The 25,283-nt window shown below is 72.2% G+C and carries 19 protein-coding genes and 1 pseudogene; 10 read left to right on the top strand and 10 right to left on the bottom strand.

From position 1 onward, the window contains the following. Positions 1–71: 71 nt before the first annotated feature. Positions 72–1,478 (bottom strand): PQQ-dependent sugar dehydrogenase, encoded by a 1,407-nt coding sequence (locus WMF11_RS10120; RefSeq protein WP_437977297.1) that lies wholly within the window; start codon positions 1,476–1,478, stop codon positions 72–74. Here WMF11_RS10120 and WMF11_RS10115 point away from each other — a divergent pair. Further along, entirely contained in the window at positions 1,458–2,705 is a 1,248-nt protein-coding gene (locus WMF11_RS10115) for a hypothetical protein (protein ID WP_437977296.1), read from the top strand. The two genes, WMF11_RS10120 and WMF11_RS10115, sit on opposite strands and share 21 nt — an antisense overlap. 299 nt (positions 2,706–3,004) lie before the next feature. Next, positions 3,005–4,318 carry an inositol-3-phosphate synthase gene (locus WMF11_RS10110; protein WP_437910969.1) on the top strand — a complete coding sequence of 438 codons (1,314 nt, stop codon included), beginning with the start codon at positions 3,005–3,007 and terminating at the stop codon, positions 4,316–4,318. A gap of 34 nt (positions 4,319–4,352) precedes the next feature. Here WMF11_RS10110 and WMF11_RS10105 read toward each other — a convergent pair whose 3' ends face one another. Both WMF11_RS10105 and WMF11_RS10100 read right to left on the bottom strand, forming a co-directional pair. Then, positions 4,353–5,177, bottom strand: a complete 825-nt coding sequence (locus tag WMF11_RS10105) for a calcium-binding protein (protein WP_437977295.1) — start codon at positions 5,175–5,177, stop codon at positions 4,353–4,355. Positions 5,178–5,364: 187 nt separating this feature from the next. Beyond that, on the bottom strand, positions 5,365–6,483 hold the full coding sequence (locus tag WMF11_RS10100; protein ID WP_437551343.1) for a diacylglycerol/lipid kinase family protein: 1,119 nt from the start codon (positions 6,481–6,483) through the stop codon (positions 5,365–5,367). A gap of 480 nt (positions 6,484–6,963) precedes the next feature. Between WMF11_RS10100 and WMF11_RS10095 the strand changes: the two genes are divergently transcribed. Beyond that, the gene (locus WMF11_RS10095; RefSeq protein ID WP_012234436.1) at positions 6,964–7,647 is read left to right on the top strand and encodes a hypothetical protein; all 684 of its coding nucleotides are present in this window, start codon (positions 6,964–6,966) and stop codon (positions 7,645–7,647) included. A gap of 28 nt (positions 7,648–7,675) precedes the next feature. On the opposite strand, the gene WMF11_RS10090 is transcribed toward WMF11_RS10095, so the two are convergent. After that, on the bottom strand, positions 7,676–9,190 hold the full coding sequence (locus WMF11_RS10090) for an ATP-binding protein (RefSeq protein WP_437977294.1): 1,515 nt from the start codon (positions 9,188–9,190) through the stop codon (positions 7,676–7,678). 99 nt (positions 9,191–9,289) lie between these two features. On the opposite strand from WMF11_RS10090, the gene obgE reads away from it, so the two are divergent. Together obgE and WMF11_RS10080 are read left to right on the top strand one after the other, a co-directional pair. Then, positions 9,290–10,330 (top strand): GTPase ObgE, encoded by a 1,041-nt coding sequence (gene obgE / locus WMF11_RS10085; RefSeq protein WP_437551339.1) that lies wholly within the window; start codon positions 9,290–9,292, stop codon positions 10,328–10,330. 375 nt (positions 10,331–10,705) lie between these two features. After that, a complete protein-coding gene (locus tag WMF11_RS10080; protein ID WP_437977293.1) occupies positions 10,706–12,451 on the top strand; it encodes a hypothetical protein in 1,746 nt (581 codons plus the stop codon). Here the strand turns inward: WMF11_RS10080 and WMF11_RS10075 are convergent. Next, on the bottom strand, positions 12,443–14,512 hold the full coding sequence (locus WMF11_RS10075; protein WP_437977292.1) for a CotH kinase family protein: 2,070 nt from the start codon (positions 14,510–14,512) through the stop codon (positions 12,443–12,445). The two genes, WMF11_RS10080 and WMF11_RS10075, sit on opposite strands and share 9 nt — an antisense overlap. A 173-nt stretch (positions 14,513–14,685) precedes the next feature. Here WMF11_RS10075 and WMF11_RS10070 point away from each other — a divergent pair, with 173 nt between their 5' ends. Next, on the top strand, positions 14,686–15,324 hold the full coding sequence (locus WMF11_RS10070; protein WP_437908204.1) for a Uma2 family endonuclease: 639 nt from the start codon (positions 14,686–14,688) through the stop codon (positions 15,322–15,324). Positions 15,325–15,382: 58 nt separating this feature from the next. Here WMF11_RS10070 and WMF11_RS10065 read toward each other — a convergent pair whose 3' ends face one another. Then, positions 15,383–16,273 (bottom strand): NAD-dependent epimerase/dehydratase family protein, encoded by an 891-nt coding sequence (locus tag WMF11_RS10065; protein WP_437908203.1) that lies wholly within the window; start codon positions 16,271–16,273, stop codon positions 15,383–15,385. Between the two features lie 232 nt (positions 16,274–16,505). On the opposite strand from WMF11_RS10065, the gene WMF11_RS10060 reads away from it, so the two are divergent. The 3 genes and pseudogenes from WMF11_RS10060 to WMF11_RS10050 all read left to right on the top strand — a co-directional run bounded on the left by WMF11_RS10060 (position 16,506) and on the right by WMF11_RS10050 (position 20,060). Beyond that, positions 16,506–17,180 carry a hypothetical protein gene (locus WMF11_RS10060; protein WP_437977291.1) on the top strand — a complete coding sequence of 225 codons (675 nt, stop codon included), beginning with the start codon at positions 16,506–16,508 and terminating at the stop codon, positions 17,178–17,180. A 315-nt stretch (positions 17,181–17,495) separates the two neighbouring features. After that, positions 17,496–17,681 (top strand): annotated as a pseudogene (locus WMF11_RS10055) (SIR2 family protein); the annotation flags it as partial. 123 nt (positions 17,682–17,804) lie between these two features. Further along, entirely contained in the window at positions 17,805–20,060 is a 2,256-nt protein-coding gene (locus WMF11_RS10050; protein WP_437979296.1) for a bifunctional serine/threonine-protein kinase/formylglycine-generating enzyme family protein, read from the top strand. A gap of 17 nt (positions 20,061–20,077) precedes the next feature. Here the strand turns inward: WMF11_RS10050 and WMF11_RS10045 are convergent, their stop codons facing one another. Then, on the bottom strand, positions 20,078–21,586 hold the full coding sequence (locus tag WMF11_RS10045; protein WP_437977290.1) for a phenylacetate--CoA ligase family protein: 1,509 nt from the start codon (positions 21,584–21,586) through the stop codon (positions 20,078–20,080). 104 nt (positions 21,587–21,690) lie between these two features. Further along, the gene (locus tag WMF11_RS10040; RefSeq protein WP_437977289.1) at positions 21,691–22,719 is read right to left on the bottom strand and encodes an NAD-dependent epimerase/dehydratase family protein; all 1,029 of its coding nucleotides are present in this window, start codon (positions 22,717–22,719) and stop codon (positions 21,691–21,693) included. Positions 22,720–22,877: 158 nt separating this feature from the next. Between WMF11_RS10040 and WMF11_RS10035 the strand changes: the two genes are divergently transcribed. Beyond that, positions 22,878–23,873 (top strand): ATP-binding protein, encoded by a 996-nt coding sequence (locus WMF11_RS10035; protein ID WP_437551323.1) that lies wholly within the window; start codon positions 22,878–22,880, stop codon positions 23,871–23,873. A gap of 37 nt (positions 23,874–23,910) precedes the next feature. Here the strand turns inward: WMF11_RS10035 and WMF11_RS10030 are convergent, their stop codons facing one another. Both WMF11_RS10030 and WMF11_RS10025 read right to left on the bottom strand, forming a co-directional pair. Then, on the bottom strand, positions 23,911–24,513 hold the full coding sequence (locus tag WMF11_RS10030) for a hypothetical protein (RefSeq protein ID WP_437977288.1): 603 nt from the start codon (positions 24,511–24,513) through the stop codon (positions 23,911–23,913). Continuing rightward, a complete protein-coding gene (locus tag WMF11_RS10025; RefSeq protein ID WP_437977287.1) occupies positions 24,510–25,274 on the bottom strand; it encodes a thiamine phosphate synthase in 765 nt (254 codons plus the stop codon). Before WMF11_RS10025 ends, WMF11_RS10030 begins: the two co-directional genes overlap by 4 nt. Positions 25,275–25,283 lie beyond the last annotated feature (9 nt).

The following is a 25,283-nucleotide window of genomic DNA, read 5'->3' as shown; positions in this document are numbered from 1 at the left end:
CCCGCAGCGAGCTCGTGGCGCGGCGCCCGGACTTCCTGCCCGCTATCGATCGCGCCGGGTTGGAGCCTCCTTCAGCCCGGATCGAGCCGGTAGACGCGCCCCGTGTTGAACATCACCACATAGACCTCCCCGGCCGCGTCCTCGCCGAACGAGGCCGGGAGTCCGTTGGGGTTCAACGCCGAGGTCAGCTCGACGCGATCGGTCGCGGCCTTGCCGTCCCACACGAAGGAGAAGAAGCGGCCCGTCACGTAGTCGCCATAGAGATAGCGGCCGCGCAGGCACGGGATCTTCGCCCCGCGGTAGACATAGCCGCCGACGATGGAGCCCGCCTCGCTCCGCGGGTGCTCGACCGCGGGCGGGAGACCGCGCGGCTTGCACGTCGCGCCAGGAGGGTAGCAGTGGGCGCCCTCCATCGCCTCCCAGCCGTAATCGTTCCGGCCCTGGCCAGGGCGCTCCACCAGGATCTCTTCCCAGCTCTTCTGGCCGACGTCGCCGATGTACATGTCCCCGGTGAGCCGGTCGAAGCTGAACCGCCACGGGTTCCTGAGCCCGTAATCCCAGATCATCGGGTCGCCGCTGGTCATGTTGCCCGCCGGCGCCTTGCCCGGCTGATCGACGTCGATGCGGAGGATCTTGCCGAGCTTCGAGGTGAGATCGGCCGCGGGGCTCGGCGATCGCGCGGAGTCGCCGATCGCGGCGTAGAGATAGCCGTCCTTGCCGAAGGCGAGCATCCCGCCGACGTGGTTCCAGGCGCCGTGCTTCACGTCGACCAGCGACCTGACCGGCTCGGGATGGGCGGAGTCGCCGCCCTGCGCCGCGCGCTTCCACTCCTCGATCACCACGTTGCCGCGCGGGGCCGACGAGTAGTGGAGCCAGAAGCGCCCGTTGTTCGCGTAGTCCGGGTGGAACGCGAGCCCGAGCAGTCCGCCCTCCGCGTTCGGCGCCGGAAAGAACACGCGCGAGCGCACGTCGAGGAACGGCGCCTGCTGGAGGGCGCCGCCCTTGATGAGCCGGACGACGCCGGTCTTTTCGAGCACGAGGAGGCGCGACGGATCGCCGGGCGGCCCGGCGACATACGTCGGCTGATCGAGCCCGCTCGCCACCAGGGTGAGCTTCAGCTGCGGGACGCCCCCGCACTTCGCCGGGCGAGCGAGCTCCGCGGCGCTCGCGGGCGCCCCCTGCGCCGGCGGGGCGCCGTGGGCGGCGGGCGCCCCCTGCGCCGCCGGCGTGCCTTGCGCGGCGATCGCCGCGCCAGGCGCCCCCGTGCCCCCCTGAGCCGCCTGGACCGGGCTCCCCGCCGCGGCCTGGCCGGGAGGGCCGCCCTCGCGAGGCTCCTCGGGCGGCCCCGCGACCTGCACGCGCCTGTCGCAGGCGGCTACACTGCCAGCCAGCAGGAGGCACCAGGCGGTCCGATGGCACGCTCTCGTCGCATAAGCAGCGCGCCCCACGACGCGCCGGTGGCTCGGTCTCTCGGGCAAGCGGGCACCTCCCTCTCCACCTTCACCACGAGAGGCCGCGCCTGGCAAGCCGTGGCCGCGTCGCTGCTGCTGGCCGGCTGCGGCGGCTGCGGCGCGCAGGAGGCGCCCCGGCCCGAACCTCTCCCCACCCCACCGGACCAGGCCGGCCCGGCGGCCGCGACCACCACGCGCGCACCCGGCACAGGCGATCGCCCCGGCCAGGGCGCGGCCCAGGCGCCCGGAGGCCTGCCGCCTTGCAAGGACGGCGACACCGATCCTCACGATCTCCGCTGCACCGGGCTTTACAGCGACCCCGGCGCGCGCACGATCGCGGCGGGTGTCCGCGAGTTCAAGCCGGCCTTCGAGCTCTGGAGCGACGGCGCCGAAAAGACGCGGTGGATCTACCTCCCTCTGGGCGCGACCATCGATGTCTCCCGGATGAACGACTGGACCTTTCCTGTCGGCACAAAGCTGTGGAAGGAGTTCCGTCTGCCCGTCACCGGCGCGAGCCGCCGTATCGAGACGAGGTTCCTGTGGAAGACCGCGGAGGATCGCTGGACGCGCGCCACCTACGCCTGGTCGGAGGACGGAGCGAGCGCGATGCAGGTGAAGGCCGGTGTCCCCCACGTCCCCGGCGCCCCCGACTATGCGATCCCGGCGCAGGTCGACTGCATCCGTTGCCACGCTGGCAAGACCGACAACCCGCTTGGATTCGAGGCGATCCAGCTCGCCGCGCGGGGCGCCGGCGGCCTGACGTATGCCGAGCTCGTCGAGCGCGGCCTCCTGTCGACGACCTCCGGCGGCCCGCTCCCCGACGCGGCCGCGCTCGAGGTGCCCGGGACCGCGACGGAGCGGCGCGCCCTCGGCCTGCTGCACGTCAACTGCGGCGTCTCGTGCCACCACCCGCGCGGCGTCGCGACGCACTTCGAGATGCGCCTCGACATCGACGCCGCCGGCCGGGTGGGCGACGTGCCCGGCACGCGCGTCTACCAGACGGCGATCAACCAGCCCGCGAAGGTCCGCCCGCCCGGAGCGCCGCCGGGAGCCCGCTATGACCGGCTGAGGCCCCTCGATCCGGATCGCAGCGCCGTGCTCCGCAGCATGTCCCGGCGCGACGTGCCCGGCGCGCCGCCCGAGCAGATGCCGCCGCTCGCGACCCGGCGCGTCGACGAGGAGGCCGTCGCCGCGATCCGCGCCTGGATCGAGGCGATGACCCCCGCCGCCGGCTACCCGCGCCCCTCGCCTTGATCGCGATCGCCCGCCGGGGTTGCCCGGCGCGTCGCGAACATGCCCTCTCGTGGCAGCACCTCGTGCCGCCGTCCGAGGCGCCGGGAGGAAGGGAGCGCCGGAAACGCGCGAAGGGCGCCCGCAGGAAACGCCACCGCGCGCGCGCCGGGCCCGTGGTGATCGCGGCCCTCGAGCTTCATGCTCCCGGCGGGTCGCAGCGCCGCGCGGCCTCGACCGACCTCGCGCTCGCCGTGCCCACGGCGCCGGCAGATCCCGCCCTCGCCCGGCGAGCGCCCACGACCACGGGGGGAACACGTCACGTGAAGCAGCCGAAAGAGATCAAGACCGCGGAGGGCAAGCTCGGGGTCCTGCTGCCGGGGCTGGGCGCCGTCTCCACGACGACCATCGCGGGCGCCCTGCTCGCGCGGCGCGGGCTCGCGGCGCCCATCGGGTCGCTCACCCAGATGGGCACGATCCGGCTCGGCCGGCGCACCGACGAACGCGCGCCCAGGATCAAGGATTTCCTGCCGATCGCGGCGCTCGATCAGCTGGTGTTCGGCGCGTGGGACATCTTCCCCGACAACGCCTACGAGTCGGCGCGGCACGCGGACGTGCTCGAGCACCGCCACCTCGACGCCGTCCGCGAGGAGCTCGAGCGGATCCGCCCGATGCCCGCGGTGTTCTACCCGCAGTACGTCCGGCGGCTCCACGGCAACCACGTGAAGAAGGGCGCGAGCAAGGCCGCGATGGTCGAGCAGGTCCGGGAGGATATCCGCGCCTTCCTGCGCGACAGCGGCGCTGCGCGCGCCGTCGCCGTCTGGTGCGGATCGACCGAGGTCTATATCGCGCCCGCGGAGGTCCACTCCTCCGTCGCGCGCTTCGAGGCGGGCCTCGCCGAGGACCACCCGGCGATCTCGAGCTCCCAGATCTACGCGTGGGCCTGCCTGAAGGAGCGCGTCCCGTTCGCGAACGGCGCCCCGAACCTGACGGTCGATTTCCCGGCCGCGTGGGAGCTCGCGAGCAAGCAGGAGGTCCCCATCGCCGGCAAGGACTTCAAGACCGGCCAGACCCTGATGAAGACGGTGATCGCCCCGGGGCTCAAGGCGAGGATGCTCGGCGTCGCGGGGTGGTTCTCGACGAACATCCTCGGCAACCGCGACGGCGAGGTGCTCGACGACCCGGACTCGTTCCGATCGAAGGAGGTCTCGAAGCTCGGGGTGCTCGAGCACATCCTCCAGCCGCACGTCCACGGCGAGCTCTATGGCAAGCTCTTCCACAAGGTGCGAATCGAGTACTACCCCCCTCGGGGCGACGCCAAGGAGGGGTGGGACAACATCGATCTCGTCGGCTGGCTCGGCTACCCGATGCAGGTGAAGTTAAACTTCCTCTGCCGCGACTCGATCCTCGCCGCGCCCCTCGTGCTCGACCTGGCGCTCCTCCTCGATCTCGCGCAGCGCGCCGGGCTGCGCGGCACGCAGGAGTGGCTCAGCTTCTACTTCAAGAGCCCCATGACCGCGCCGGCCCTGTACCCGGAGCACGATCTCTTCATCCAGTCGATGAAGCTCAAGAACACGATGCGCTGGCTCATGGGGGAGGACCTCATCACGCACCTGGGCAACGAGTACTACGACTGATCGCCCGGCAGCTCCGCGCCGCCCCGCGGCGGCGTCACTGCCAGCGCAGGTGCACGTCGACGACCGCGCCCGTCCGCGTCGAGGCGCCCTCCGAGAACGTGAACGAGGCCCGCTCGATCTCGCAGTTGCCGCGCGCGTCACAGCGCCGCTCGCGCCCGTACGAGAGCTCGATCGCGACGAGCCCGCGCGACGCGATCGGCTCGAGCTCGCCGGCGCTCGACGCGCGGTTCGCGTCGCGGTCGCTCCAGAGCACGAGCCGCGACCACGCCTCGTCCCGCGCCGTGATCCGGCCGTCTCCGTCGGTGTCGAGCTCGCGGAGCGCGGTGAACCCGTTGTCCGCGCGGGCGCCGCCCGAGAGCACCGTCGCCGAGCCGAACAGCTCCTCGCCGCCGTCGATCGCCCCGTTGCCGTCCCGATCGAGCGCGAGCCACGGCGTCGCCGCGGTCGGCCAGTCGGTGGCGATCGTGGCCCCGAGCCCGCTCAGATCGAAGGCGCCGCTCATCGCGGTCACGTACTCGACCGGCCGCTGCTCGAACGAGAGCACGAGCGGCGTGCTGGCGGCGCCGCCGCCCGCCTGGCACCCGGTCCAGGTCGCCACCCCGTCGATGTTCTCGCATTGCTCGAAGCCCTCCGTCCCGTTGGCGGTGCAGCTCCGGGACTCGCCGATCTCACACGCCGCCTCGGCCTCCTCCCCTTCGAGCTCCTCGCCTTCGAGCGCGCCCTCGTCGGTGCCCTCACCGCTTTCCCCTTCTGTCACCTGCGCGGCGCATCCAGCGCCGATCGACGCCACGCCGAGGAGGAGCGCAAGCGAGGCAATTCCCATCGAACCGGAGCGAAGAATGGTCAGCTTGATGTTCATGGCACAGACCCGGAGCAAGCGTTGCGCCAGCCCCTCGCCGCCCGCTCATCCCGCGAAATCCCCGGGGATCATGGCACCAGGAGCCCCTGAAGCGCCCCGACGTGCCACCCTGCGCCAGGAGCACGACGCGAGTCGTGCCACTCTGGTCCAATCCGTGTCGTCTCACGCCCTGCCGGACGGGTGAGCCTTATCCGCGCGGCGGCGCGTAGAAATCGACGATCCGGATCGGCTCGGTCAGGCGCACGCGCACCCGTGATCGCTCCCCGCGGACGTCGCCGCCGATCTGGAAGCTCGTCACCGGGTCCATCTCGATCGTGACCTCGTCCACGAAGTAATCGAACACCGTCTCCAGGTCGTCGTACTCGCCGCTCCAGATGCTCGAGAAGTTCCGCACGAACGTGAACGGCGAGACGACCGACACGCGCAGCTGCATCCGGTCCTGGCGATCGTCCGCATAGGGGAACATCCGGAAGCCGAAGCCGTAATAGGGGATCGTCGACAGCGCCGCGATCTTCGCCGGCCCCTCGTAGATGACGCCGCCCTTCTTGATGGGCGCCCCCAGCATCGCCCCCTTCTCGCCGACGCGGATCGCGTCGTTGCCCTCGTTGATGATGCGGCAGTGCGGTGTTCGCCGCACGAGGTAGCTCGGGATCGTCCGCGTCGTCGCGGCGACGGCGTACGCCACCGGCCCCGGCGCGAGCCGCTTCAGCGGCCCCCGCGCGAGCGCCGACTTCACCGCGTTGTAGTCGCGGAGCATCACCGCATCGATCCCGAAGCCGCAGAACGGCGACAGGATGTCCTCGGCCTCCACGAGCCGCAGGTTCCGGCTCCCGGCCTCGGCGCGGAGCCGCTGGAGGTCGACAGCGAGCCCGGGCTTCGCGCCCGCGCCGCCGGACGCGCCGAGCACCCACGCCAGCGAGTTGCCCGTCCCCAGGCGGAGCAGCCCGAACCGCGGCAGCGGCAGCCCGCGCCGCTTCGCCTCGTTCACCACGGCCGTCACCACCACCGTGAACGTCCCGTCGCCGCCGCCCGTGAGGATCGTGCCGTAACCCCGGTCGACCAGGATCCGCGCGATGCCCTCGCTCTCCTCCACCCGCCGCGAGACGAACAGATCCCCCGTGTCAAGGATCTGATCGAGCGTCTCGATCACCTCCGCAGTCACGCTCTTGGCGTTGCCGTTCACCACCACGGCAATCCGGCTGCTCGCCGCGCCTCGCGGTATCTCGCTCGCACGACGCGGCGCATCAGCGACCGCGGCCTTGGGGACGTCATCGGCGGGGCCGCGACCGGCGGGCGGAGAGGTCATGCACCGCGATCTACCACGACCCACCCCTTCGCTTGGAGCGCGGGATGACGCGGGATCGCGCGGGATGCGCTGGATGGCTGCTGGATGACCAACTGCCCGGCCGGCGGCCTGCGCGCGGCAGGCGCCGCGGGCGTGGCCTACGCCGGATCGCAGCGCCGAGCCCGCCGGGGCCGGCGATCGTGGACCGATGTGACCGGCGCGACCCAGCGGTCCGCCCGACGACCGACTTTCCGCGAGGCCCGATAGCGTGCGATGCTCGCTGGTTTTGGCTCCCGGACCGATCTTGGGTCATGCTGCCCTTCGGGAAAGCGAAAAGCCTCCCCGAAACTTAGTGGACGGGGTGGTCGATTTTTTGGTAAGGCGACGACCTGGTGAGCCAATTGGGCTTGACAGCCGTGCGGGTCTTTACCGCCGCGCGGGCGGCGCGCGCTTGAGGCGAAGGGCCGCGACGATCTCGTACCCAGCGGGGGACGCAGCGACATGCCGAAGATCACAAAGCAGGGCAGCTCCGAGAAGGCGACGGGTATGAAGAAGAAGGCCTCTTCGAGCAGCAAGGGGGGCGCAGAAGCTCAGCTTGCCAAGCCCGTGAATCCGGTAATCAAGGAAGATTCGAAATCGGCGTCGAGCGCGTCGAAGCGTAAGCTCGGCCTCCGTGGCGCTGCGCCATGGGCTGCGCGGCACGCCGCGAAGCACGCCGCCGAGGCGCGGGCCCGGGCCGCGGAGCCGGCGCCCCCTGGCAGCGCCCGGGCGACCATCCGCGTGCCGAGCGGCGCCGAGGAGATCAAGGCGAAGATCGCCGAGCTCCACAACCAGACCCAGAAGATCCGCACGCTCCGCAAGCGGCTCGACAAGGGGTTCTTCGATATCGGGGTGGTGCTCGCCGAGATCCAGCAGCAGGAGCTGTATCAGGCGAAGGGCTACGGCTCGTTCGAGGCGTTCCTCGAGCGCGAGATCGACCTCGGCAAGCAGACGTCGTTGCGCCTCATCAAGGTCGCCCACGTCTTCCAGCGCGAGGTGGCCCTCGACTACGGCATGGACCGGCTGTTCGTCGCGCTCGCCGCCCTCGAGGGCGAGGTGCCCAAGCCCGCCCCCTCCGCGATCCCCTCCGCCCCCGGCTCCAAGCCTCCCCTTCCCCTGAAGCCCCCGATGCGCATCGTCGGCTGAGCGACGTGGGGCCGCCGCGGCGGCCCCATCAGCTGCCAGCGCCGCGGGGGGGTGACGAGCCGATCGGGCGCTCGACGGGCTCGGGGACGAAGCGGGGGAGGCTCACCCGGACCGTCGTGCCGTCGGCGGCGTGCGCGTCGACATCCACGCGGCCCGCGTGCTGATCGACGATCTTCCGGACGATCGCGAGCCCTAGGCCGGTGCCCGCCGCCTTCGTGGTGAAGAACGGATCGAAGATCTCGGCGAGGATCGTCGGCGCGATCCCTGGCCCCGTGTCCCCGATCGACAGCCACACCTCGTGCGCGTCCCCCGACGCGCACGCCCGCAAGACCCCGCCGTCGGGCATCACGTCGAGCGCGTTGACGACGAGGTTCAAGACCACCTGCTTGAGCTTCTCGACGTCGCCCAGCGCGAAGCAGTCGTCCGCCAGATCGCGGACGACCTCGACGTGGTGGCTCGCGAACGCCTCCTCCTCGAGGTCGAGCACGTCGCGCACGACGCGGGCCAGATCGACGGGCTCCCGGTGGGGCGCGCGCGGCCGGGCGAGCTCGAGGAACTCGCCGAGGAGCCGGCCCAGGCGGGCGATCTCCGCCTCGACGATGCCGACGCGCCGCTTCATGGGCTCGCGGATCGCCTCGTCGGAGAGGCGGTCGATGCCGCGGCTGAGCAGGTGGAGCTCCAGGACCGCGGCGTTCAGCGGGTTCCTGATCTCGTGGGCGAGCCCGAGGGCGAGCGGGGCCATGGCGTTCAGGGCCTCGGCGTCGGCGGCCCGCCGCTCCAGGGCGCGCCGCTCGGTCACGTCGATGCCGATGCCGTAGACGAGGTCGGTCCTGCCGCCGCGCCCGCCGCCGCGGACGCCGGAGAGGTGCCAGCGCACGCGGCGGACGGCGCCCACCGCGTCCCGGACGCCGACCTCGACCTCGGCGGCGGCGTCGCCCTCGACAACGCTCAGGAACGACTGGTTGAACCGGCGCTGATCGGGCTCGTCGACGAGCGCCTCGCAGAACGCCATGCCGAGCGCGGCGTCGCGGGACAGGCCGGTCAGCGCGGACAGGCGCGGGTTGAAGAGCGCGACGCTGCCGCCGGCGTTCAGGCCGAGGATGAGCACGTCCGCCGCGTCGATGATCGCCCGGTACCGGCGCTCGAGCTCTTCCCGCTCCCGCTTCAGCGAGATCTTCTCGATCGCCTGGGCCACGGTGGAGATGAGCTCCTCGGGGCGGAACGACTTGAGGATGAAGGCGAAGGCGCCGGCGCGGAGCGCGGCCATGGCGGCGTCGACGGTCGCGAAGCCGGTCACGAGGACGATCTCGCCGTGGGGGGCGGCGGCGCGGAGCGGGGCGATGAGCTCGAGGCCGCTCGCGTCCGGCAGCTTGACGTCGACGACCGCGACGTCGAACCCGTCGCGCCGGGCCGCCGCGAGCCCCTGCTTGCCGTTGGGCGCGAGGGCGACCTCCACGTCGAGCTCGCGCGCGCCCTCGAGGACCTCGCGGAGGTTTCCGGCGAGGCTCGTGTTGTCGTCCACGATCAGGATTCGAGCGGGCACCTGGGGTCTCCTGGGCGAGCGGTCCGGCGGGCGGCCCGATGCGCGGGGCGCCCTTCCGCTTTGGGGTCTTTCCTAAATTGTATGCTATGAGCCGCCGTCATGCGGTTCGTCGATCGGTGCCGTCTGAAGGTGATCGCCGGGGATGGCGGCAATGGAGCGATCGCATTCCGTCGTGAGAAGTACATCCCGTTCGGGGGCCCCGCGGGTGGAGACGGCGGCCGCGGCGGGGACGTCGTCTTCGTGGGCGACGGAGGCCTGTCCACGCTACTCGACTTCACCTACGCGCGCACGATCGAGGCCGACCGGGGCGAGCACGGGATGGGGAGCGACTGCCACGGGCGCGCCGGCGCCGACCGGGTCGAGAAGCTCCCCGTGGGGACGCAGATCTTCGACGCGGAGAGCGGCGAGCTGATCGCCGACGTGACCGAGCAAGGCCAGCGGGTCATCGTCGCCCGCGGCGGCAAGGGGGGCCGCGGCAACCTGCACTTCAAGTCGCCGCACGACAGGGCCCCGCGGCGCGCCGAGCCGGGCGAGCCGGGCGAGGCCCGCGAGCTCCGCCTCGAGCTGAAGGTGCTCGCCGACATCGGCCTGCTCGGCTTCCCCAACGCCGGCAAGAGCACCTTCGTCGCGGCCGTCTCGGCGGCCCGGCCCAAGATCGGCGACTACCCGTTCACGACGCTCACCCCGATCCTGGGCATGGTCGAGATCGGGGGCGGCGTCCGGGCAGGCGGGTCGAGCTTCGTCATCGCGGACATCCCCGGGCTGGTCCCGGGCGCGAGCGAGGGGGTCGGGCTCGGCATCCAGTTCCTGAAGCACGTGGAGCGGACGCGGGCGCTCCTCCACCTCGTGACGCTCGACGCGGGCGAGGGCCGCGAGCCGCTCGCCGACTACCGGGCGCTCCGCAAGGAGCTCAAGAAGTTCAGCCCGGAGATCGCGGAGCGCCCGGAGATCGTCGTCCTGACGAAGGCCGATCTGACCGAGGTGCGCGAGGCCTACCCGAAGCTCAAGGCGCGGTTCGCGAAGGCGAAGGTGAAGCTCCACCTCATCAGCGCCGCGACGGGCGAGGGGGTGCCGGAGCTCGTCCGCGAGCTCGCGGCGCTCGCGCGCAGGCGGGAAGAGCCGGCAGAGCAGGAAGGCTGAGCGCCTCGGCCCGGACGGCGGGCGCGGCGCGCACCGGCGGCGCGGCGTGAGCGCCGCCGCCGTCGGCGCATCGTGAGACGGCTCGGCCCGCTGGCTCGAACGGACACCGGCTCACGGAACGCGTGAAGAACGCTGACGGCGGCGCAGAGCCGGCGCCGTGCGCCCCCTCGTCATCACATCACCCGTCATCCGGCGCACTGGAAAAAGGGGTTCACCCGCCCTCGTGCGCACAGGCACGAAGTGCTCTCGCGTGGGCTGGTCCTCCACATCCGTTATTCTCGGGTTCGAGCGGGCGCGCCGCACCTGGACAGGAGAGCGAAACGCGAGTCCAATTTACGATCCCGACTCACGTGTCCTGTCGGAAGGAGAAGCCCTATGCGCTGGTCGACCCCCAACAAACCGTCTTCTCTCGCGTGGCGTGTCGCCCTCTTCGTGGCGCTCGGCACGGGCGGGACGGCGCGCGCGGATGTGGTGCAGCCGAACGGCACAGTCGTCCCCGCGGTCACGAGCCGATTGAGCGATCTGCTGAACGGCTCGACGAAGAACGACATGCTCGACGAGATGATCGACGTCGTGGCCGACGCCGCGGTGGAGCCCCAGGTGTTCTCACCGCTCTGCGAGTTCAGCGGCAAGTACATCGAGAAGGGGGGCGGCGCCAACTTCGCGGTCGGCTGGTACAACGTCGACGATGGCCGCGACAGCGGTGACCCGCCGCGGTACGTCCCCGTCGACACCGGAGCCAACCTCAGCACGCCGGCGCCGGAGAGCGATATCCAGATCCTCTTTCCGTTCTCTGGCTCCCTGCCGCCCGCCGCGCAGCGCGAGCTGACGGCCGTCTCGATCCGGGAGAACCCCGCCTACGCGGGCGGCCTCATCGGCTTCGTGCTGATCCCCAACCCGAACGGCACCGGCAACGGCAACGCCACGCAGTACCATTACACCGAGCACCGGTTCAACGTGGAGTGTACGGTGTGCGAGACCCCGGGGCCCTGGTACTCCGATCTCATCTACAGGTCGAACCAGCTCGCCAACACGTTCTACCTGGGGTTCGAGGATCTCGATTTCCAGAACGCCGCCGGCAGCGCGGGCGTCAACGGCAATGATCTCGATTACGAGGACTTCCTGTTCCGCTTCTCCGGCATCACGTGCTCCGCGGCCGGCCAGCCGTGCGAGATCGAGGAGAACGTGGGCGCGTGCCGCGCGGGCATCTCCGACTGCGACGCGCAGGGACAGGCGATCTGCACGCCGATCGTCGAGCCTGGCAGCCAGGCCGAGCAGTGCGACGGCATCGACAACGACTGCGACGACATCGTCGACGAGGAGGCGCCCTGTCCGGAGGACCAGGTGTGCAGCCGCGGCCGCTGCGTGAACCGCTGCGGCTCGGCCGAGTTCCCGTGCGAGCCGGGGCTCGTGTGCCTGGAGGGCCTGTGCGTCGAGCAGGCGTGCGTCGACGCGAACTGCGATGTCGGCGAGGTGTGCCATGACGGCGTGTGCCGCGCCCCGTGCCACGGCGTTGTGTGCCCGCACGGCCAGACCTGTCGCGGCGACCGTTGCCTGGATCCGTGCGACGGCGTGACGTGCGGCGCGGGCGAGGTGTGCGAGAGCGGCGTCTGCGTGGTCCAGTGCGGCTGCCGGGGCTGTCCCTCGGACGACCGCTGCGCCGCGGACACCGGGCGGTGCGTCGAGGCCGCGTGCGCCGACGTCGCGTGCGGCGCGGGCACCACGTGCCGTGGCGGGGCGTGCGTCGACCTCTGCGACGGCGTCGTGTGCCCCGCGGGCGAGCGGTGCGTGACCGGCATGTGCGCCGAGGAGCCGCCGGCTCCTGCCAGCACGACGGCGGCGGGTCCGACGCTCGACGTGGCCGCCTCGGTCGGCGCGGGCGACGCCGGATCGGGCGCGGACGCCGCTTCAGGCTCGGGTGGGGCTCCCGCCACCGGCGCGGGCGGGGACGCGAGCGGGAGCGGGGAGTCGGCGGGCTGCAGCTGCAGCCTCGGCGGCGACGCGCCGTCCGCCGGCGGCGTCGCCGCGTTGCTCCTCGCCGTGAGCCTCGGGCTCCGCCGCAGGAGGGGCGGAGACCCGGAGCGCTCGGCCCCGGGCCTCCGTATCCGTCGTTCAGGGTGATCCGGACGTCGGCCCGAAGAACTCGACGTCGTCGATCTCGATGGTGCCCGAGTCGGCCTTGTCCTTGCCGAGGAAGCCGTTCGCGCGGACGCCGTTCATCTCCGCGCTGAAGGAGAGGCCGACGATCGACCGGAGCACGTCGTTCACGTCGTCGCCCGGGTCGCGCCCCTGATCGATGGCCCAGCCCGGGAGCGCCATGTCGGCGAACCTGAGCTCGATCAGCGTCGGCTCCGCGGTGAGCCGCACGTCCCATCCGTGGCGAACGCCCGTGAGCCCTTCGCTCTGCGCCGGGCTCTCGACGTCGAAGCGCATCCCGCGCGCCGCCTCCGCCCGCGCCCAGAAGCGGACCCCCTCGAGCGCCGTCGCGTCGATCATGCCCTCGGCGAGAGGCACCCCGAAGTACACGTACTGCCCCCAGGGAGACGCCTCGTCGCGGAAGTCGAAGCGGAGGAGCATGCTCTGCGCGCCGTTCAGCGGATCTTCCTGCGAGAGGCCCTGCACGGCGCTCGACGCGTTGTTGGTGGACAGCACCGTCCCGACGTACAGCCCGAGCGTGTCCGCGGCCTCGAAGTCGTTGATCCCCGTCGCGGTGAACGAGAACGGCGCGAGGGGCGTGCCGCCGGCGAAGCGGCCCAGGCGCTCTCGCAGGATCGGCAGCTCGTTCCTGAGGCGCTCGACCGCGGGCTCCCACCCGGCGAGCCCGGGCCCGAGCGGGTCCTCCTCGACGGCGGTGCGGATCAGCGCCGCGTACTTGTCGACCTGCTCCTCGAGCCGCCCCTCGCTGAACGGGCCCTCGTGGAGCGCCTGCAGCGCGGCCTTGTAGCCCGCTGCGTCCTGGTTCAAGGCGGCGAACAGCGCATCGCAGCCCGGCGGGCGCACGTGCTCGGAGCCCATGAACACCGGGACCACGGCGCTGCAGTCCGCCGGCGTCTCCGTCCATCGCGGCACGTGGCCGAAGTAGGTGCTGGGGCCGAGGGTCTGATCGAGATCCCACGGGATGAGGTGGAACTTGCCCGAGGACGGCTCGTCGTAGAAGTAGAAGTTGTGGTTGAACGCGGCGCCCGCCTCGGTGGCGTAGTAGGTCGTGACGCCGTCCCAGTTCACGATCGTCTCGTCGACGGCCATGTAGCGCTGCAGCTGCTCGATGTCCGTCCACTCCGACAGCGCGGTGAGCCTCTGCTCGCCCTCGGCGGACGCGAGGGCGGTCGAGAACGCGATGAATCGCTCGTGCGTGGCCACGTCTTCGTTCGTCTCGATCCGCTCCGCGTAGTAGCCGGCGTCGTCCGCGACCGGCCACGCTTCCTTGTAGAGGTCGCCGTCCGGGGCCTCGGAGAAGTGGTGTTCCAGGAAGCGGCCGTCCACGTCCTCGACCATCGAGAAGAGCCCTTGGGACTCGCCGTTCACGCGCAGCGTCGCCCACGCGCTCCGCGGGGCGGCGACGCCCATCTCCCGGAACAGGCCATAGGCGATCCGCTCGTGGAGTCGAGTGGGGTCCCAGATCATGGAGTGGAAGTTCAGGCGCTTCTGCGCGTAGAAGCGCTGTCCGTCGACGACCTCGTCGAACTTCACCTTCATGCTGAGCTTCGGACAGGTGAGGTTCCCCTCCCCGTCGAAGCACATGGCGAGGGTGCCGTAACCGCCCTTGAACCGCAGGCCGACCACGCCCAGGCTCTTGCCCTCGTAGCAGGCCTCGGCCTCGACATACTGCTCGTCGCGTGCGTTCTCCTTGAGCTCCGCCCAGCGCTCTTCCGGAAGGTAGAAGTCGAAGCGCGGGACCTCCTCCGCCGCGTACAGCTCGTCCGCGTCGCGGTCGGCCAGCGCGGGGTCGGACGGCTCGCACCGCGGCGTCGGGGGCTGCCCGCCGCTCCCGCCGTCGCTCGTGCCGCCCTCTCCGCCGGCGCCTCCGCCTCCAGCGCCTCCGCCTCCGCCGCCTCCGCCTCCAGCGCCAGCCCCGCCCGAGCCGCCTGGCCCGACGCCGCTGCTCGCGCCTTCGTCATCACCGCAACCTGCGCCCACCGAGGCAGCCGCAAGTGCAAGCACCATCCAATACCCAAGCTTCATCCAACGATCCTCCAAGAGCCTCGACCCTAGTCGTGGCCATCCCGTCCGTCGATGCCTGATTTTCACGACAGGCATGGACGCCTCGCTGGACATCGTGCGTCGCCGCGCCGCGTGACCCCGCGACCCCGCTCATGACCCGGCACGAGGCGCGCGGTGATGGTACTTTTCCAGGCGTGAGCCAGCGCCCGTATCCTGAGCCCCAGGCAGCCCGCCTCTTGTCCGTCGCGGAGTGGGCAGCGCTGCCGGAAGACGAAGCCGGTGAGCTCATCGATGGCCGCCTGGTCGAGGAAGAGATGCCCGATTGCGTCCACGAGCTGGCCGTCGCCTGGCTCATCCACACCCTGCGGGCCTGGCTCATCCCGCGCGGCGGCTTCGTCTTCGGCTCCGAGGTGAAGTACGCGCTCAAGCCGCGGCGCGGGCGCAAATCCGACGTGTCTGCGTTCCTCCCGACCTCGCGGAGGCCCCCGGCCCGTGGCGCCGTCGGCATCCCGCCGGACATCATGGTCGAGATCGTCTCCCCCTCACCGCGGGACAGCCGGCGCGATCGCGTCGAGAAGCTCGAGGAGTACGCCGCGTTCGGGGTGCGCTGGTACTGGCTGCTCGATCCGCAGCTCCGCACGCTGGAGATCCACGAGCTCGCGCGCGGCGGGCTCTACCAGCTTCGCCTCACCGCGCCCGGAGGGGTACTCCGGGAGGTTCCGGGCTGCGAGGGGCTGACGCTCGATCTGGACGCGCTCTTCCGCGAGCTCGACCGGCTCGACGCGACGGATCCGCAGGAGCCGCCGCAAGGCAGCGCGGACGACGAGGCGTAGCAGCGCAGGCGGCGAACGGCGCGGCCGCGCGGCGGTTCACCCGCGATGCCAGCGCGGCTCACCCGCGGTGCCGTGGGGCGCGCTCCCTCGCGGCAGGGGCCGGCGCCTCCGCCTCGACGGCCAGGCACGCCTCGAACCCCTCGATGTAGCTCGGGTAGAGCAGCGCCATCCCGAGGGTGCGCTTGATCTTCGCGTTGTCCACGGCGCGATCGTGGCGGAGCGTCTCGTGCAGATCCTCCCGCGGCGCCCCGGCCGGCAGCGCGAGGCCGAGCCGCGCGCAGAGCCAGCGGACGACCTCGATCTGCGGCACGGGCGCGTCGTCCGCGACCAGGAAGGCCTCGCCGGGGGCGGCGCGACCGGCGCGCTCCAGCGCCGCGAGCGCGAGGCGCGCGAGGTCCTCGACGTGGATGCGCGAGACGACGTTCCTGCCCTGCCGATCGCCCTCGCCGGTCATGCGGAAGTCGCCGCGCAAGAGCCGCTGGTGCAAGCCGCGGCCCGGGCCGTAGATGCCCGCGGCGCGCAGCACCACGGCGCCCCGCGCGCGGTACACGTCCTCGGCCGCGAGGCGCGCCGCCGCGCGGGGGCCGTCGGCCGACGTGGGCGTCGCCTCGTCGATGCGCCCCGTCGCGTCGCCGTACACGGCGGTCGACGAGACGTAGGCGATCGCGCGCGCGCGGCGGAGCGAAGGCGCGATCGCGGCGTCGGTCGCGCCGTCGGGCGGGAAGGCGACGAGCACGTCCGCGCCGTCCGTCACGAGCCGGTCGACGGCCTCGGCGGTGAGCGCCGGGAGGACGCTCACCTCGATGCCCGCCTGCGCGAGCTCCGCGGCGCGCTCCGGCGAGCGCGTCGTCGCGACGACGCGGCCGCCGGACGCCCTCCGCAGGCCGGCGACCACCGCGCCGGTGAAGCCGCAACCCAGGACGATGAGCGGGGGGGAGGTGTTGAGCATGGGTGCTGGCGACGCTTCTACCAGCAAGCGCGAGAGGACGCCTCCGCGGCGCGAGAGCGCTGCCGGCCGCGCCCGAGGTGCACGGAGGGGGTCGCGACGTCGTCGCCTTCGTGCGGGTGGGTCGCCGGGTCTGCGCGCCGCCGCCTAGGATGGTCATGGTAGGGCTGGCGGCCACGCTTCGATCGCCGGCATGGCGGGGGCGCGGCGCAACGAAGGCAGGAAGGACTGGGAAATGGGTAATAGGGAGAGAGCGAAGAAGCTGCTGCTCGTGGTCGCGACGGCGGGGCTCACCGCGTGTGAGGACGACGATATCTCGATCAATCCCCCGCCTCCACCGCTCGTCTGCGACGAGCTCACCCACGACTCCTGGACAGGGCTCTTTGCGACGGCGAGGTTCAAGAACGATCCCCAGGATCCACAGGCTCTCCTCTTCATCGAGCTGCACATCAACAATGGCGGCGATTGGACCGCCCCCCCCGTCGTGACGGCCTTGTCCGGAATGACCATCAACGCCTACAACCAGTCGTCGAGGACCATCGTCGCCCGCGTGGACGACGGCGCCACGACCGCCAGTTTCCAGCTGCGCGGCCAGCTCGCTGACAGCGCGACGACGTGCGACGTGGACCGCACGTTCACCCTGACGATCGACGAAGAGAACAAGGTTGAGATCACGAGGCACGACGCGCTCCCGTTCCTGCCGCACAGGCGCGCCTCGCTCGATCCGGGCAGGCACGCCTCGTTCGACGTGATGCGGTGCGACGGCGGCGACGCCGGGCCGCGCGCGTCGGGCGGTGAAAACGAGCGCGCCTCACGGACGAAGGCCGCTGGCACCACCGAGGCGACGGCCGACGTGGCGCGGGGCGACGCTGGCCGGAGAGGCCGGGCATCTACCCGGCGGAGAGGCTGAGCGAGCGCGGCGAGCGCAGCCCCGCGCCGGCGTCGTGGCATCTCGACCTCACGGGTCGACGGCCCGCGCCCCGGGGAGCCGGCCAGGCCGCTTGCACGGCCCGGACGGCGTGGCTCCGACGGATGGTCGAAGGCCCGCTCCGCGTCTGGTAGCCTGGTCGACGCGGAGCGGGCGGCCGGGACGCGAGCGAGCTCGCCGCCGCAGCGACGCGCCTCTGCGCATGGCGGTCCACGTCTTCATCTCCTACGCCCCCGCGGATCGGTCGCACCTCGAAGCGCTCGAGGCGCACCTCGCCTCCCTCAAGCGGCAGGCCTGGTGAGCACCTGGCACCGCGGCAGGATCGGCCCAGGCGCGATGCGCGACGAGTCGATCGCGGCGGAGCTCTCCTCCGCCGAGGTGGTGCTGCTGCTGGTGAGCGAGGCGTTCCTCGCCTCGGACAGCTGTTACGAGCGAGAGCTCGGGCGAGCGCTGGAGCGGCATCGCAGCGGGGCGGCGCGCGTGGTGCCCATCCTGGTGCGCGCGTGCGACCGGGAGGGCACCGCCCTTTCGGAGCTCCAGGCGCTGCCGCGTGACGGCGTGGCGGTGACGAGCTGGGCCAACCCGGATGAAGCGTGGAGGGAGGTCGTGCAGGGCATCCGCGCGGCGGTGGAGGAAGCCGCCGCGAGCGCGCGCCCGGAGGCGGCGCTCGCCGGCACAACCGCGCTGCCCGGCGCGCTCGGCGTGAGCCTGCGCGAAGCAGACGAGACGATCCGCGCCGTCGACAGGCAGATCGCCGCCGCGCAGAAGCGGCGGGTGAGGCTGAGGGCCGCCGGCGCGAGCACCGAGGAGGTGGACCGGGAGATCGTCGACCTCCGGCGCAAGCGCCGGGAAGGCGGCCAGCTCCACGTCGGCGAGGAGCTCAGCGATGGCCGGTACCTGCTGCTGGAGCGGATCGGGCGCGGCGGGTTCGCGACCGTGTGGCGCGCGCTCGACGCGGGGCGGGGCGACCTGCCCGTGGCGATCAAGGTGCTGCACCCGAACCTCGCGGGCGACGAGAGCCGGCAGGAGCGGTTCTTCCGGGGCGCGCGCGCGATGGCAGAACTCGACCATCCCGGCGTGGTGCGCATCCTCGATCCCAAGGGCGAGGACAGCGGCTGGCACTACTTCGTGATGGAGCTCGTCCATGGCGAGGACGTTCACAGCGCGGTCGTCGGGAAGCGACTGCCGGCAGAGCGGGTGATACCGATGCTCCTCAGCGCTGGAGAGGCGATCTCGTTCGCGCACGGGAAGGGGCTCGTGCACCGGGACGTGAAGCCGGCGAACATCCTGCTCGACGGAGAGGGGCTGCCGCGGATCACAGACTTCGATCTGGTCTGGGCGCGCGACACGACGGGAGGCACGAGGAGCGGGGCGCTGGGGACCTTCCTCTATGCGGCGCCGGAGCTGATGCACCGCCCGCAGGACGCAGACGCGCGCGCAGACGTGTACGGGCTCGGCATGACGGCGGTGTTCTGCCTGCACGGCGGTGAGCTGCCGCCGATCATGATGCGGTATCCGGGGCGGGTGTTGGAGCGGCTGCCGTGCAGCGATGCGATGCGGAAGGTGCTCGAGAGGGCGATCGAGTTCGAGGCGTCAGAGCGGTTCCCTGATGTGGCGGCGTTCTGCGAGGCGCTGCGGGGCGCGGTGGGGAGTGCGGGCGGGGTGGAGCGGGAGAGCTCGAATAGCGCGAGGGTGGAGGACGAGCCGCGGCAACAGGCGCACGAAAGCGCGCGGCGGGTAGCGGGCGTGCTCAAGGGGGAGGTACGGCGAGACCTGGAAGAAGGCGGCCCGATTCGCCGAGCGATCATACAGACAATCTCGGGACCGCGAGCGGGGCGTGTCCAAGAGCCGGTGACGCTCGCCGATTGGACCGTAACAGCGGTCGCAGCAGGAGAGGTGCGCGCGGTCGTGACCGGAAGTTGGAGTCTCGTATGGCCAGAGCGCCCGGATTCCGGCGCAGCCGAGGGGTCGTTCCAGGAGCGCGGGACGTTCCGCTGCGGAGTCCGCGTCGAGGAGTTCGGGGGGCTCCGGCCATACCGGCCGAGATACCGGAGCGACTTCTTCGAGGCCCTGTTGCCGTGGGTGGAGGTTCCTGGCGGAGTGTTTCTCATGGGCAGCCCGGAAGGAGACACTGACGCTCACGAGGACGAGCGGCCGCAGCGTCGAGTAGAGGTCACGGCATTCGCTCTAACCGCCACGCCCGTCACCGTGAGACAATACGCGGCCGTGTTGGGAGGGCATATCACCGGAGGGAACGCCGATCAGCCGATCACGATGGTTTCATGGGAAGATGCCATCAAGTTCTGCAACGCTTTCTCCCAGCTGGCGGGGAGGCACAGGTACTATGCACTGAACCGGGACAGGCGAGTGTGGGCGCAAGATAACGACGGCATCCGACTCCCGGACGAAGCGGAGTGGGAATACGCGTGCCGCGCCGGGACGACTACCAGATATTTCTTTGGCGATGACGAGCGCCAACTCGGAGAATACGCCTGGTACCGCGAGAATGGCGGAGGACGGGCCTCCCCCGTCGGCATGAAGAAAGCCAGCCCGTGGAACCTTCATGACATGCACGGGAATGTCTTGGAGTGGACCTGGGACGAGTACCCCGGCAGGTCTGGGCGAGGTGGTGGCGGTACGGCGTTCGCCGACAGAAGCAGGATGACAGCCATGCACCGTCCGCCCCTCGGCGCTCGGGTGGTACGCGGCGGCTCGTTCATCGACGCCCCTACGCTCCTGCGTTCGGCGCAAAGGACCGGGGCCGCACTCGACAGTCGGAGTGAGCTTATCGGCTTCCGCTGCGCTGGCCCAGCCCGCCGTCGAGGCTTCCGCACAACCGGCCTCTCCCGCAGCCGAGGTTAACTCTCGGTGCCGGGCGCTCACCCCGCCGGCTTGCGCGTATACCGGTGCTTCACCCCGAGCGGGAAGTACTCCGGATCCCCCGCCGCCCTCAGCGTCACCCGCGGCGCTCGCTTCCCGGCCGGCACGTAGCTCCTGAACTCGCTGTTCAGCCGGACGAGGTGCTCCTCGATCGACCGTGCCGCCGCCTCGCGCCGCGCCTCGCTCGCCCCCTCCCCCGGCGCGAGCTCGACCACCACCGACAGGACCACATCCCTGTCCGCACCCTCGCGGACCTCCAGCACGAACTTCCCGGTCACCCACTCCTTCACGCCGGGCTGCTCGATGCCCACGACCACGTTCTCCGGATAGATGTTCGCCCCGAAGTACGACACCGTGAAATCCGAGCGCCCGAACACATGGACGAACGGGAGCTCCCGGGCCCCGCGCTCCCCGTCGAGCTCCCGCCGCGGGTCGAAGCCGAAGCCGGCCAGGGCCGCCATCATGTCCGCGTGTGAAGTGACGCCCCCGCTGTCGAGGATCGCATAACGAACGAGCGGGACGCCGTTGTCGCCCGAGAAGAGGAGCATCCCGTCGCGCTGCTCGAAGAACCGCTCCGCGGGGTCGTACTGCACCAGCGTGGGGAGCCGGTCCTGCCCGAACAGGGCGCGCGCGGCGTCCGGCCTCCCCGCGAGGAACCGGCGGATCGCGATGCTGAGCGGCGTCTCGTTGCCCAGCACGCCGGCGTCCGCCGTCCCGTACAGCGAAGCAGAGTCGTAGCAGGGCGACGTCGACCCGACGCGCTCGCCGACCAGGGTCCGCCACTCCTCGCTGAACACCTCCCCGGCCATCACGAGCTTGATCCGGAGAGGCGCCCAGTCGACGCCGCGGGCCCGCCCCGTGTCGATGACGTCCTTCAGGAACGGCGGATAGCCGAGCAGGACGACCTGCTCGAACGCCGGCCCCAGATCCTGCACGACGCGGAAGATCTCTTCCTTGTTGTTGCCCGGCGTGACGACCGTGATCGGATATCCCTTCGCCGCGAGGTGACGGCAGCACGCGGCGGTGTACATCCCGCCGACCCACGAGCCGAGCGCGAAGCACACGACCGCGAGCGTGCGGCGCGTGTCGGCCCGGAAGCCGTCGTGGAACACCTGCTCGAAGCGCCGGGCGACCGGGAGCTCGTCCGTGACGGAGCGCGGCCAGAACGTCGGCTTTCCGGTCGAGCCCGAGGAGACCGCGATCATGTCGCACGGCTCGACGCGCCCGCCCCGGCAGAGATCCGCGATGGGGTGCCGGAGCACGTAGTTCTGCTTCGTGATCACCGGCAGCGCCGCGAAATCCGCGGACGTCCGGATCGCCGCCGGGTCCACGCCGTGCTCCGCGAGGAAGCGGCGGTAAGCAGGGACAGCGGCGGCGACCTCGTGGAACAGCGCGAGCGCGCGGTCGGCCGGATCGGTCTCACGGTGCCGCGACAGCGCCGCGTCGAGCGGCGTGCTCAGGAAGGCGTCGATGGCCGCCAGGACCCGCTTGGGTTGCACATCCTGCATCGCGAGATCTCCCTCCGTTCGATGTTCGCAGGAACGCAGGAGCCGGTCCAACGCCCGCCTGCCTTCCTCCCCCTCGCCTCGCGGGCGAAAGCGCCCGCGCAGCGTCAGCGCCCTCCACCCCCCGCCGCGCCGGCGAGCTCCGCCGCGAGCGCGATCTCCTCGGCGCGCTTCTCGTAGCCGTCCGGCGGCTCGGGAGGCGGGTTCGCGAGCCGCGACGTGATCACCGTCTCCAGCCAGCGCCGGAGCGGCGTGTGCTGGAAGCCGAGCTCCGCCCTCGCCTTCGCCGGATCCAGCATCGACATCCAGCGGTCGCTGAACGGCGACATCGCGACCGGATCGATCCCGCGGGCCCTGATCGCCGCCGAAGGGATCGGCGCGAGCCGCGCCGGCGCGCCGAGCAGCGAGGCGATGAGCTCGAGCAGCTCGGTGAGCGTCGGCGTCTCGTCCATGCAGAGGTTGTACGCCTCGCCGAAGGTCGACGGCACGAGGAGCAGCTTCACGATCGCCCTGACGACGTCACCGCTGTAGACGTGCCGCACAGCGTGTCCGCCGCCGTCCGGGACGAGCAGCGGACCGCCGTCGAGCATGCGGACGATGTACCGATCGAGGCGGCGGTAGGGATCGCGCTCCCCGTTCACCATCGGGATGCGCAGGACGGTCGCGGGGAAGCGGTCCCTCTGCCAGGCGGCGGCGATCTCCTCCTCGCAGCCGCGCTTGTTCACGCCGTAAGACCACGCCTCGCGGTCCTCTTCGCCCGCGGGCTCAGGGAGGAGCGGGCCGTGGTAGTCGCGCTCGCGCGACGGCCGCGGGCACGCCTCCCGGACCAGGTACACCGAGCCGGTGCTGATCATCACGTAGTGGCCGATGCGCCCGCCCCCGAGCGCCTGGACCGCCGCGCGGCCGTCCGCGGCCGTGTACGCGGTGAAGTCCACCGCGGCGTCGAACTCGCGACCTCCGAGCGCCTGCGCGAGATCGCCGGCCGCGCGATCGCAGCGGACCCGCGCGACGCGATCGCCGAACGCGTCGGGCGTCGCGCCGCGGTTCAGGAGCGTGACCTGGTGGCCCGCCGCGAGCAGGCGATAGACCAGGAAATGACCCATGAATCGAGTGCCGCCGAGCACGAGGACGCGCATGCGCGGCAACCTATCACCGCCGCGCGCAATGACGATAACGAGGACGAGGACGCCATCACGCGTGGGACGGCGCGCGGGAAGGAAGCCCCCGCCGGGCGGGCTCGCGCGCGGCGCGGACCGGGACCAGGTCGACCCCCGGTCGTGCTAGATAGCGGGCCGTGCCGTTCTCCCACATCCTCGGCCAGGACACCGCGGTCGGCACGCTCGTGCGCGCGCTCGAGGCGGGCCGCGTGCACCACGCCTACCGCTTCGAGGGCCCGCCGGGCGTCGGTAAGGAGCTCGCTGCCGTCGCCCTCTCCCAGGCGCTCGTCTGCACCGGGGGCGACCCGCTCGGCTGCGGGCGCTGCGACGCGTGCCGGCGCGCGGCCGCGCGCTCCGACGGGCGCCCCGCGGCGCCGCTCCACCCCGACGTGCAGATCGTCGCGAAGAACTTCTACCCCGCCGCCGTCATCGGCCGGAGCCGCGACGAGCTGACCGAGATCTCGGTCGACCAGGTCCGCGCCATCGTGCTCGCCCGCGCCGCCTACCCGCCCCACGAGGGGCGCGCTCGGGTGTTCATCGTCCGCGACGCCGAGGACCTCAGCGTCGGCGCCGCGAACGCGTTCCTCAAGACGCTCGAGGAGCCGCGGCCCGGCACCCACTTCATCCTCTTGACCTCGCGCGGCGATCGCCTGCTCAACACGATCCGCTCGCGCACCCTGCCCGTGCGCTTCGCCCCGCTCTCCGAGGCCCTCATCCGCCGCATCCTCCGCGATCGCGGCGTGCCCGAGGGGCGGCACGACCTCGCCGTCGAGCTCGCCGCCGGGAGCGCGTCCACGGCGCTCGATCTCGCGGACGAGGAGCAGACCGCCTCGCGCGACGCCTTTGTAAAGGGTGTCCTCGATGCCGCGGCCGCCCGGGACCTCGGGCCCGCCGTCGCGTTCGCCGAGTCGGTGGACCGCGACAAGGGCGCCCTCAAGGACGACCTCCGCGCGCTGAGCGCCGCGCTCGCCCGAGAGGCCCGCGCCGCTGTCACGTCCGATCCGCGCCACGCAGGCCTGTCGGCCCGGCGTTACGCGGCGGTCTCCCGCGCCGTGGCGCAGCTCGAGCGCAACGCCTCGCCGAGCCTCGCGATGGCGTCGCTGATCGCGGAGCTGCGCAGCGTCGTTGGCTGACGGGCGCCGCGCGCCCACGTGGCCGCGCGGGCCGGCGTCAGCCCTCGCCGCCTCCGCCCAGCCGCTCGTACCCGCCGTCCTCGATGCGCCGCCCGGCCCACGCGTGGATCCGCCCCTCGCTGGCGAGCACCACGGCCGCGTCGCGCCCGGCGCCGTCGTAGAGGGCGATGATCCCTGCGTCGCCCACGGAGGGCGCGCCCTGCCCGCACCGCTCGAGCGCCGCCGGCAGCCGCGCCCGCCGCCGCATGGTCGCGCCCGCGATCTCGAGCGTCGCCGGCGGCTCGTCCGGCGAGTCGGCCGCCGCGGGCGCGAGCCACAGGATCTCGCGCCGCGGCGCGGGGAAGGCCACGACCGCCACGTGCGCGCCGCCCTCGGGCGCGAGGAACACCGCGGCGACGATCTCGCCCCGCTCGCGCGCGACGATCGCGCCCGAGAGCCAGCGCTCCTCGCTCCCGGCGAGGACCACGTCGCCGAGCGCGAGCGGCAGCTCGTGCCACGGCGCGTCCCCCGGGGGCGCCGCCGGCGCGCCTCGCGCGCGCTCGCCGCCGTTTCCTCCCGGCGCCTCCCGCTCGCGGCGCGACGCCATGTAGCCCACGGTCGCGGCCACCGCGGCGGCCGCCGCGAGCAGCGTGAGGCTCATCGCGCGCCCCTGTCCACCGGCGCCGCGCGCGCGCCCGCCAGCGCGAGCGCCTGCGAGAGCGCCTGCTGCAGCGCCCGCGCCCGCGCGCTCACCTCCTCGAGGGCGCGCGGCGCGGGCGTGTCGTGATCCGGCAGCAGCGCGGCGATGATCGCGGCCGCGGAGCAGCGCGCGCCGACCTCGGCCGCCCTCTCCAGGGAGATGCCGCCGATCGCAACGACCGGGAGCCCGGGACACACCCGCTCGACCAGGGCGCACAGCGACGCGAGCCCCTCGAGGCCGACCACGGCGTCGGGGCGCTCCTTGCTCGAGGTCGCGAAGATCGGCCCGATGGCGACGTAGTCGAGGCGCTCGAGGGACTCGCCGGAATCACCGGCATCGCGGAGCTCGCTCGACGCCCGCAACGCGGCCTCGATCTGGGCGGACGTGTGGGTCGAGAGCCCGACGCGCAGCGGGACGGAAGCGCGCTGCGCCAGCCTGCGAACCGCGGCCACCGGGAGATCGTCCTGGCCGACGTGCACGCCGTCGCAGCGGGCGAGGATCGCGAGATCCGCCCTGTCGTTCGCGAACAGCGGCACCCCCGCGCGCGCGGCCAGGGGCTGGATCGCGCGGAGGAGCGAGAGCGTCTGGGCCGCCCCGCCCCGCTTGTCGCGCAGCTGGATGGCCGCGGGGCGCGCGTCGAGGACGGCCTCGGCGAACGCCGCAGGATCGAGCCCGCGGCGCGCGAGGGAGTCGGTGTCGACGATGGCGTACAGGCCGCGCATGACCACGCT

The organism is Sorangium sp. So ce295 (assembly GCF_051527405.1).
In the GTDB taxonomy this organism is placed as follows: domain Bacteria; phylum Myxococcota_A; class Polyangia; order Polyangiales; family Polyangiaceae; genus Sorangium; species Sorangium cellulosum_B.
Note: the sequence above shows the minus strand (reverse complement) of the source record. Positions and strands in the feature narration are given on the sequence as shown.

Coding starts and splice junctions, on each gene's coding strand:
- WMF11_RS10045 (WP_437977290.1), bottom strand. CDS start 21,586: ATGCAGGATGTGCAACCCAAGCGGGTCCTGGCGGCCATCGACGCCTTC.
- WMF11_RS10075 (WP_437977292.1), bottom strand. CDS start 14,512: ATGAAGCTTGGGTATTGGATGGTGCTTGCACTTGCGGCTGCCTCGGTG.
- WMF11_RS10080 (WP_437977293.1), top strand. CDS start 10,706: ATGCGCTGGTCGACCCCCAACAAACCGTCTTCTCTCGCGTGGCGTGTC.
- WMF11_RS10095 (WP_012234436.1), top strand. CDS start 6,964: ATGCCGAAGATCACAAAGCAGGGCAGCTCCGAGAAGGCGACGGGTATG.
- WMF11_RS10060 (WP_437977291.1), top strand. CDS start 16,506: ATGGGTAATAGGGAGAGAGCGAAGAAGCTGCTGCTCGTGGTCGCGACG.
- obgE (WP_437551339.1), top strand. CDS start 9,290: ATGCGGTTCGTCGATCGGTGCCGTCTGAAGGTGATCGCCGGGGATGGC.
- WMF11_RS10025 (WP_437977287.1), bottom strand. CDS start 25,274: ATGCGCGGCCTGTACGCCATCGTCGACACCGACTCCCTCGCGCGCCGC.
- WMF11_RS10105 (WP_437977295.1), bottom strand. CDS start 5,177: ATGAACATCAAGCTGACCATTCTTCGCTCCGGTTCGATGGGAATTGCC.
- WMF11_RS10040 (WP_437977289.1), bottom strand. CDS start 22,719: ATGCGCGTCCTCGTGCTCGGCGGCACTCGATTCATGGGTCATTTCCTG.
- WMF11_RS10100 (WP_437551343.1), bottom strand. CDS start 6,483: ATGACCTCTCCGCCCGCCGGTCGCGGCCCCGCCGATGACGTCCCCAAG.
- WMF11_RS10030 (WP_437977288.1), bottom strand. CDS start 24,513: ATGAGCCTCACGCTGCTCGCGGCGGCCGCCGCGGTGGCCGCGACCGTG.
- WMF11_RS10065 (WP_437908203.1), bottom strand. CDS start 16,273: ATGCTCAACACCTCCCCCCCGCTCATCGTCCTGGGTTGCGGCTTCACC.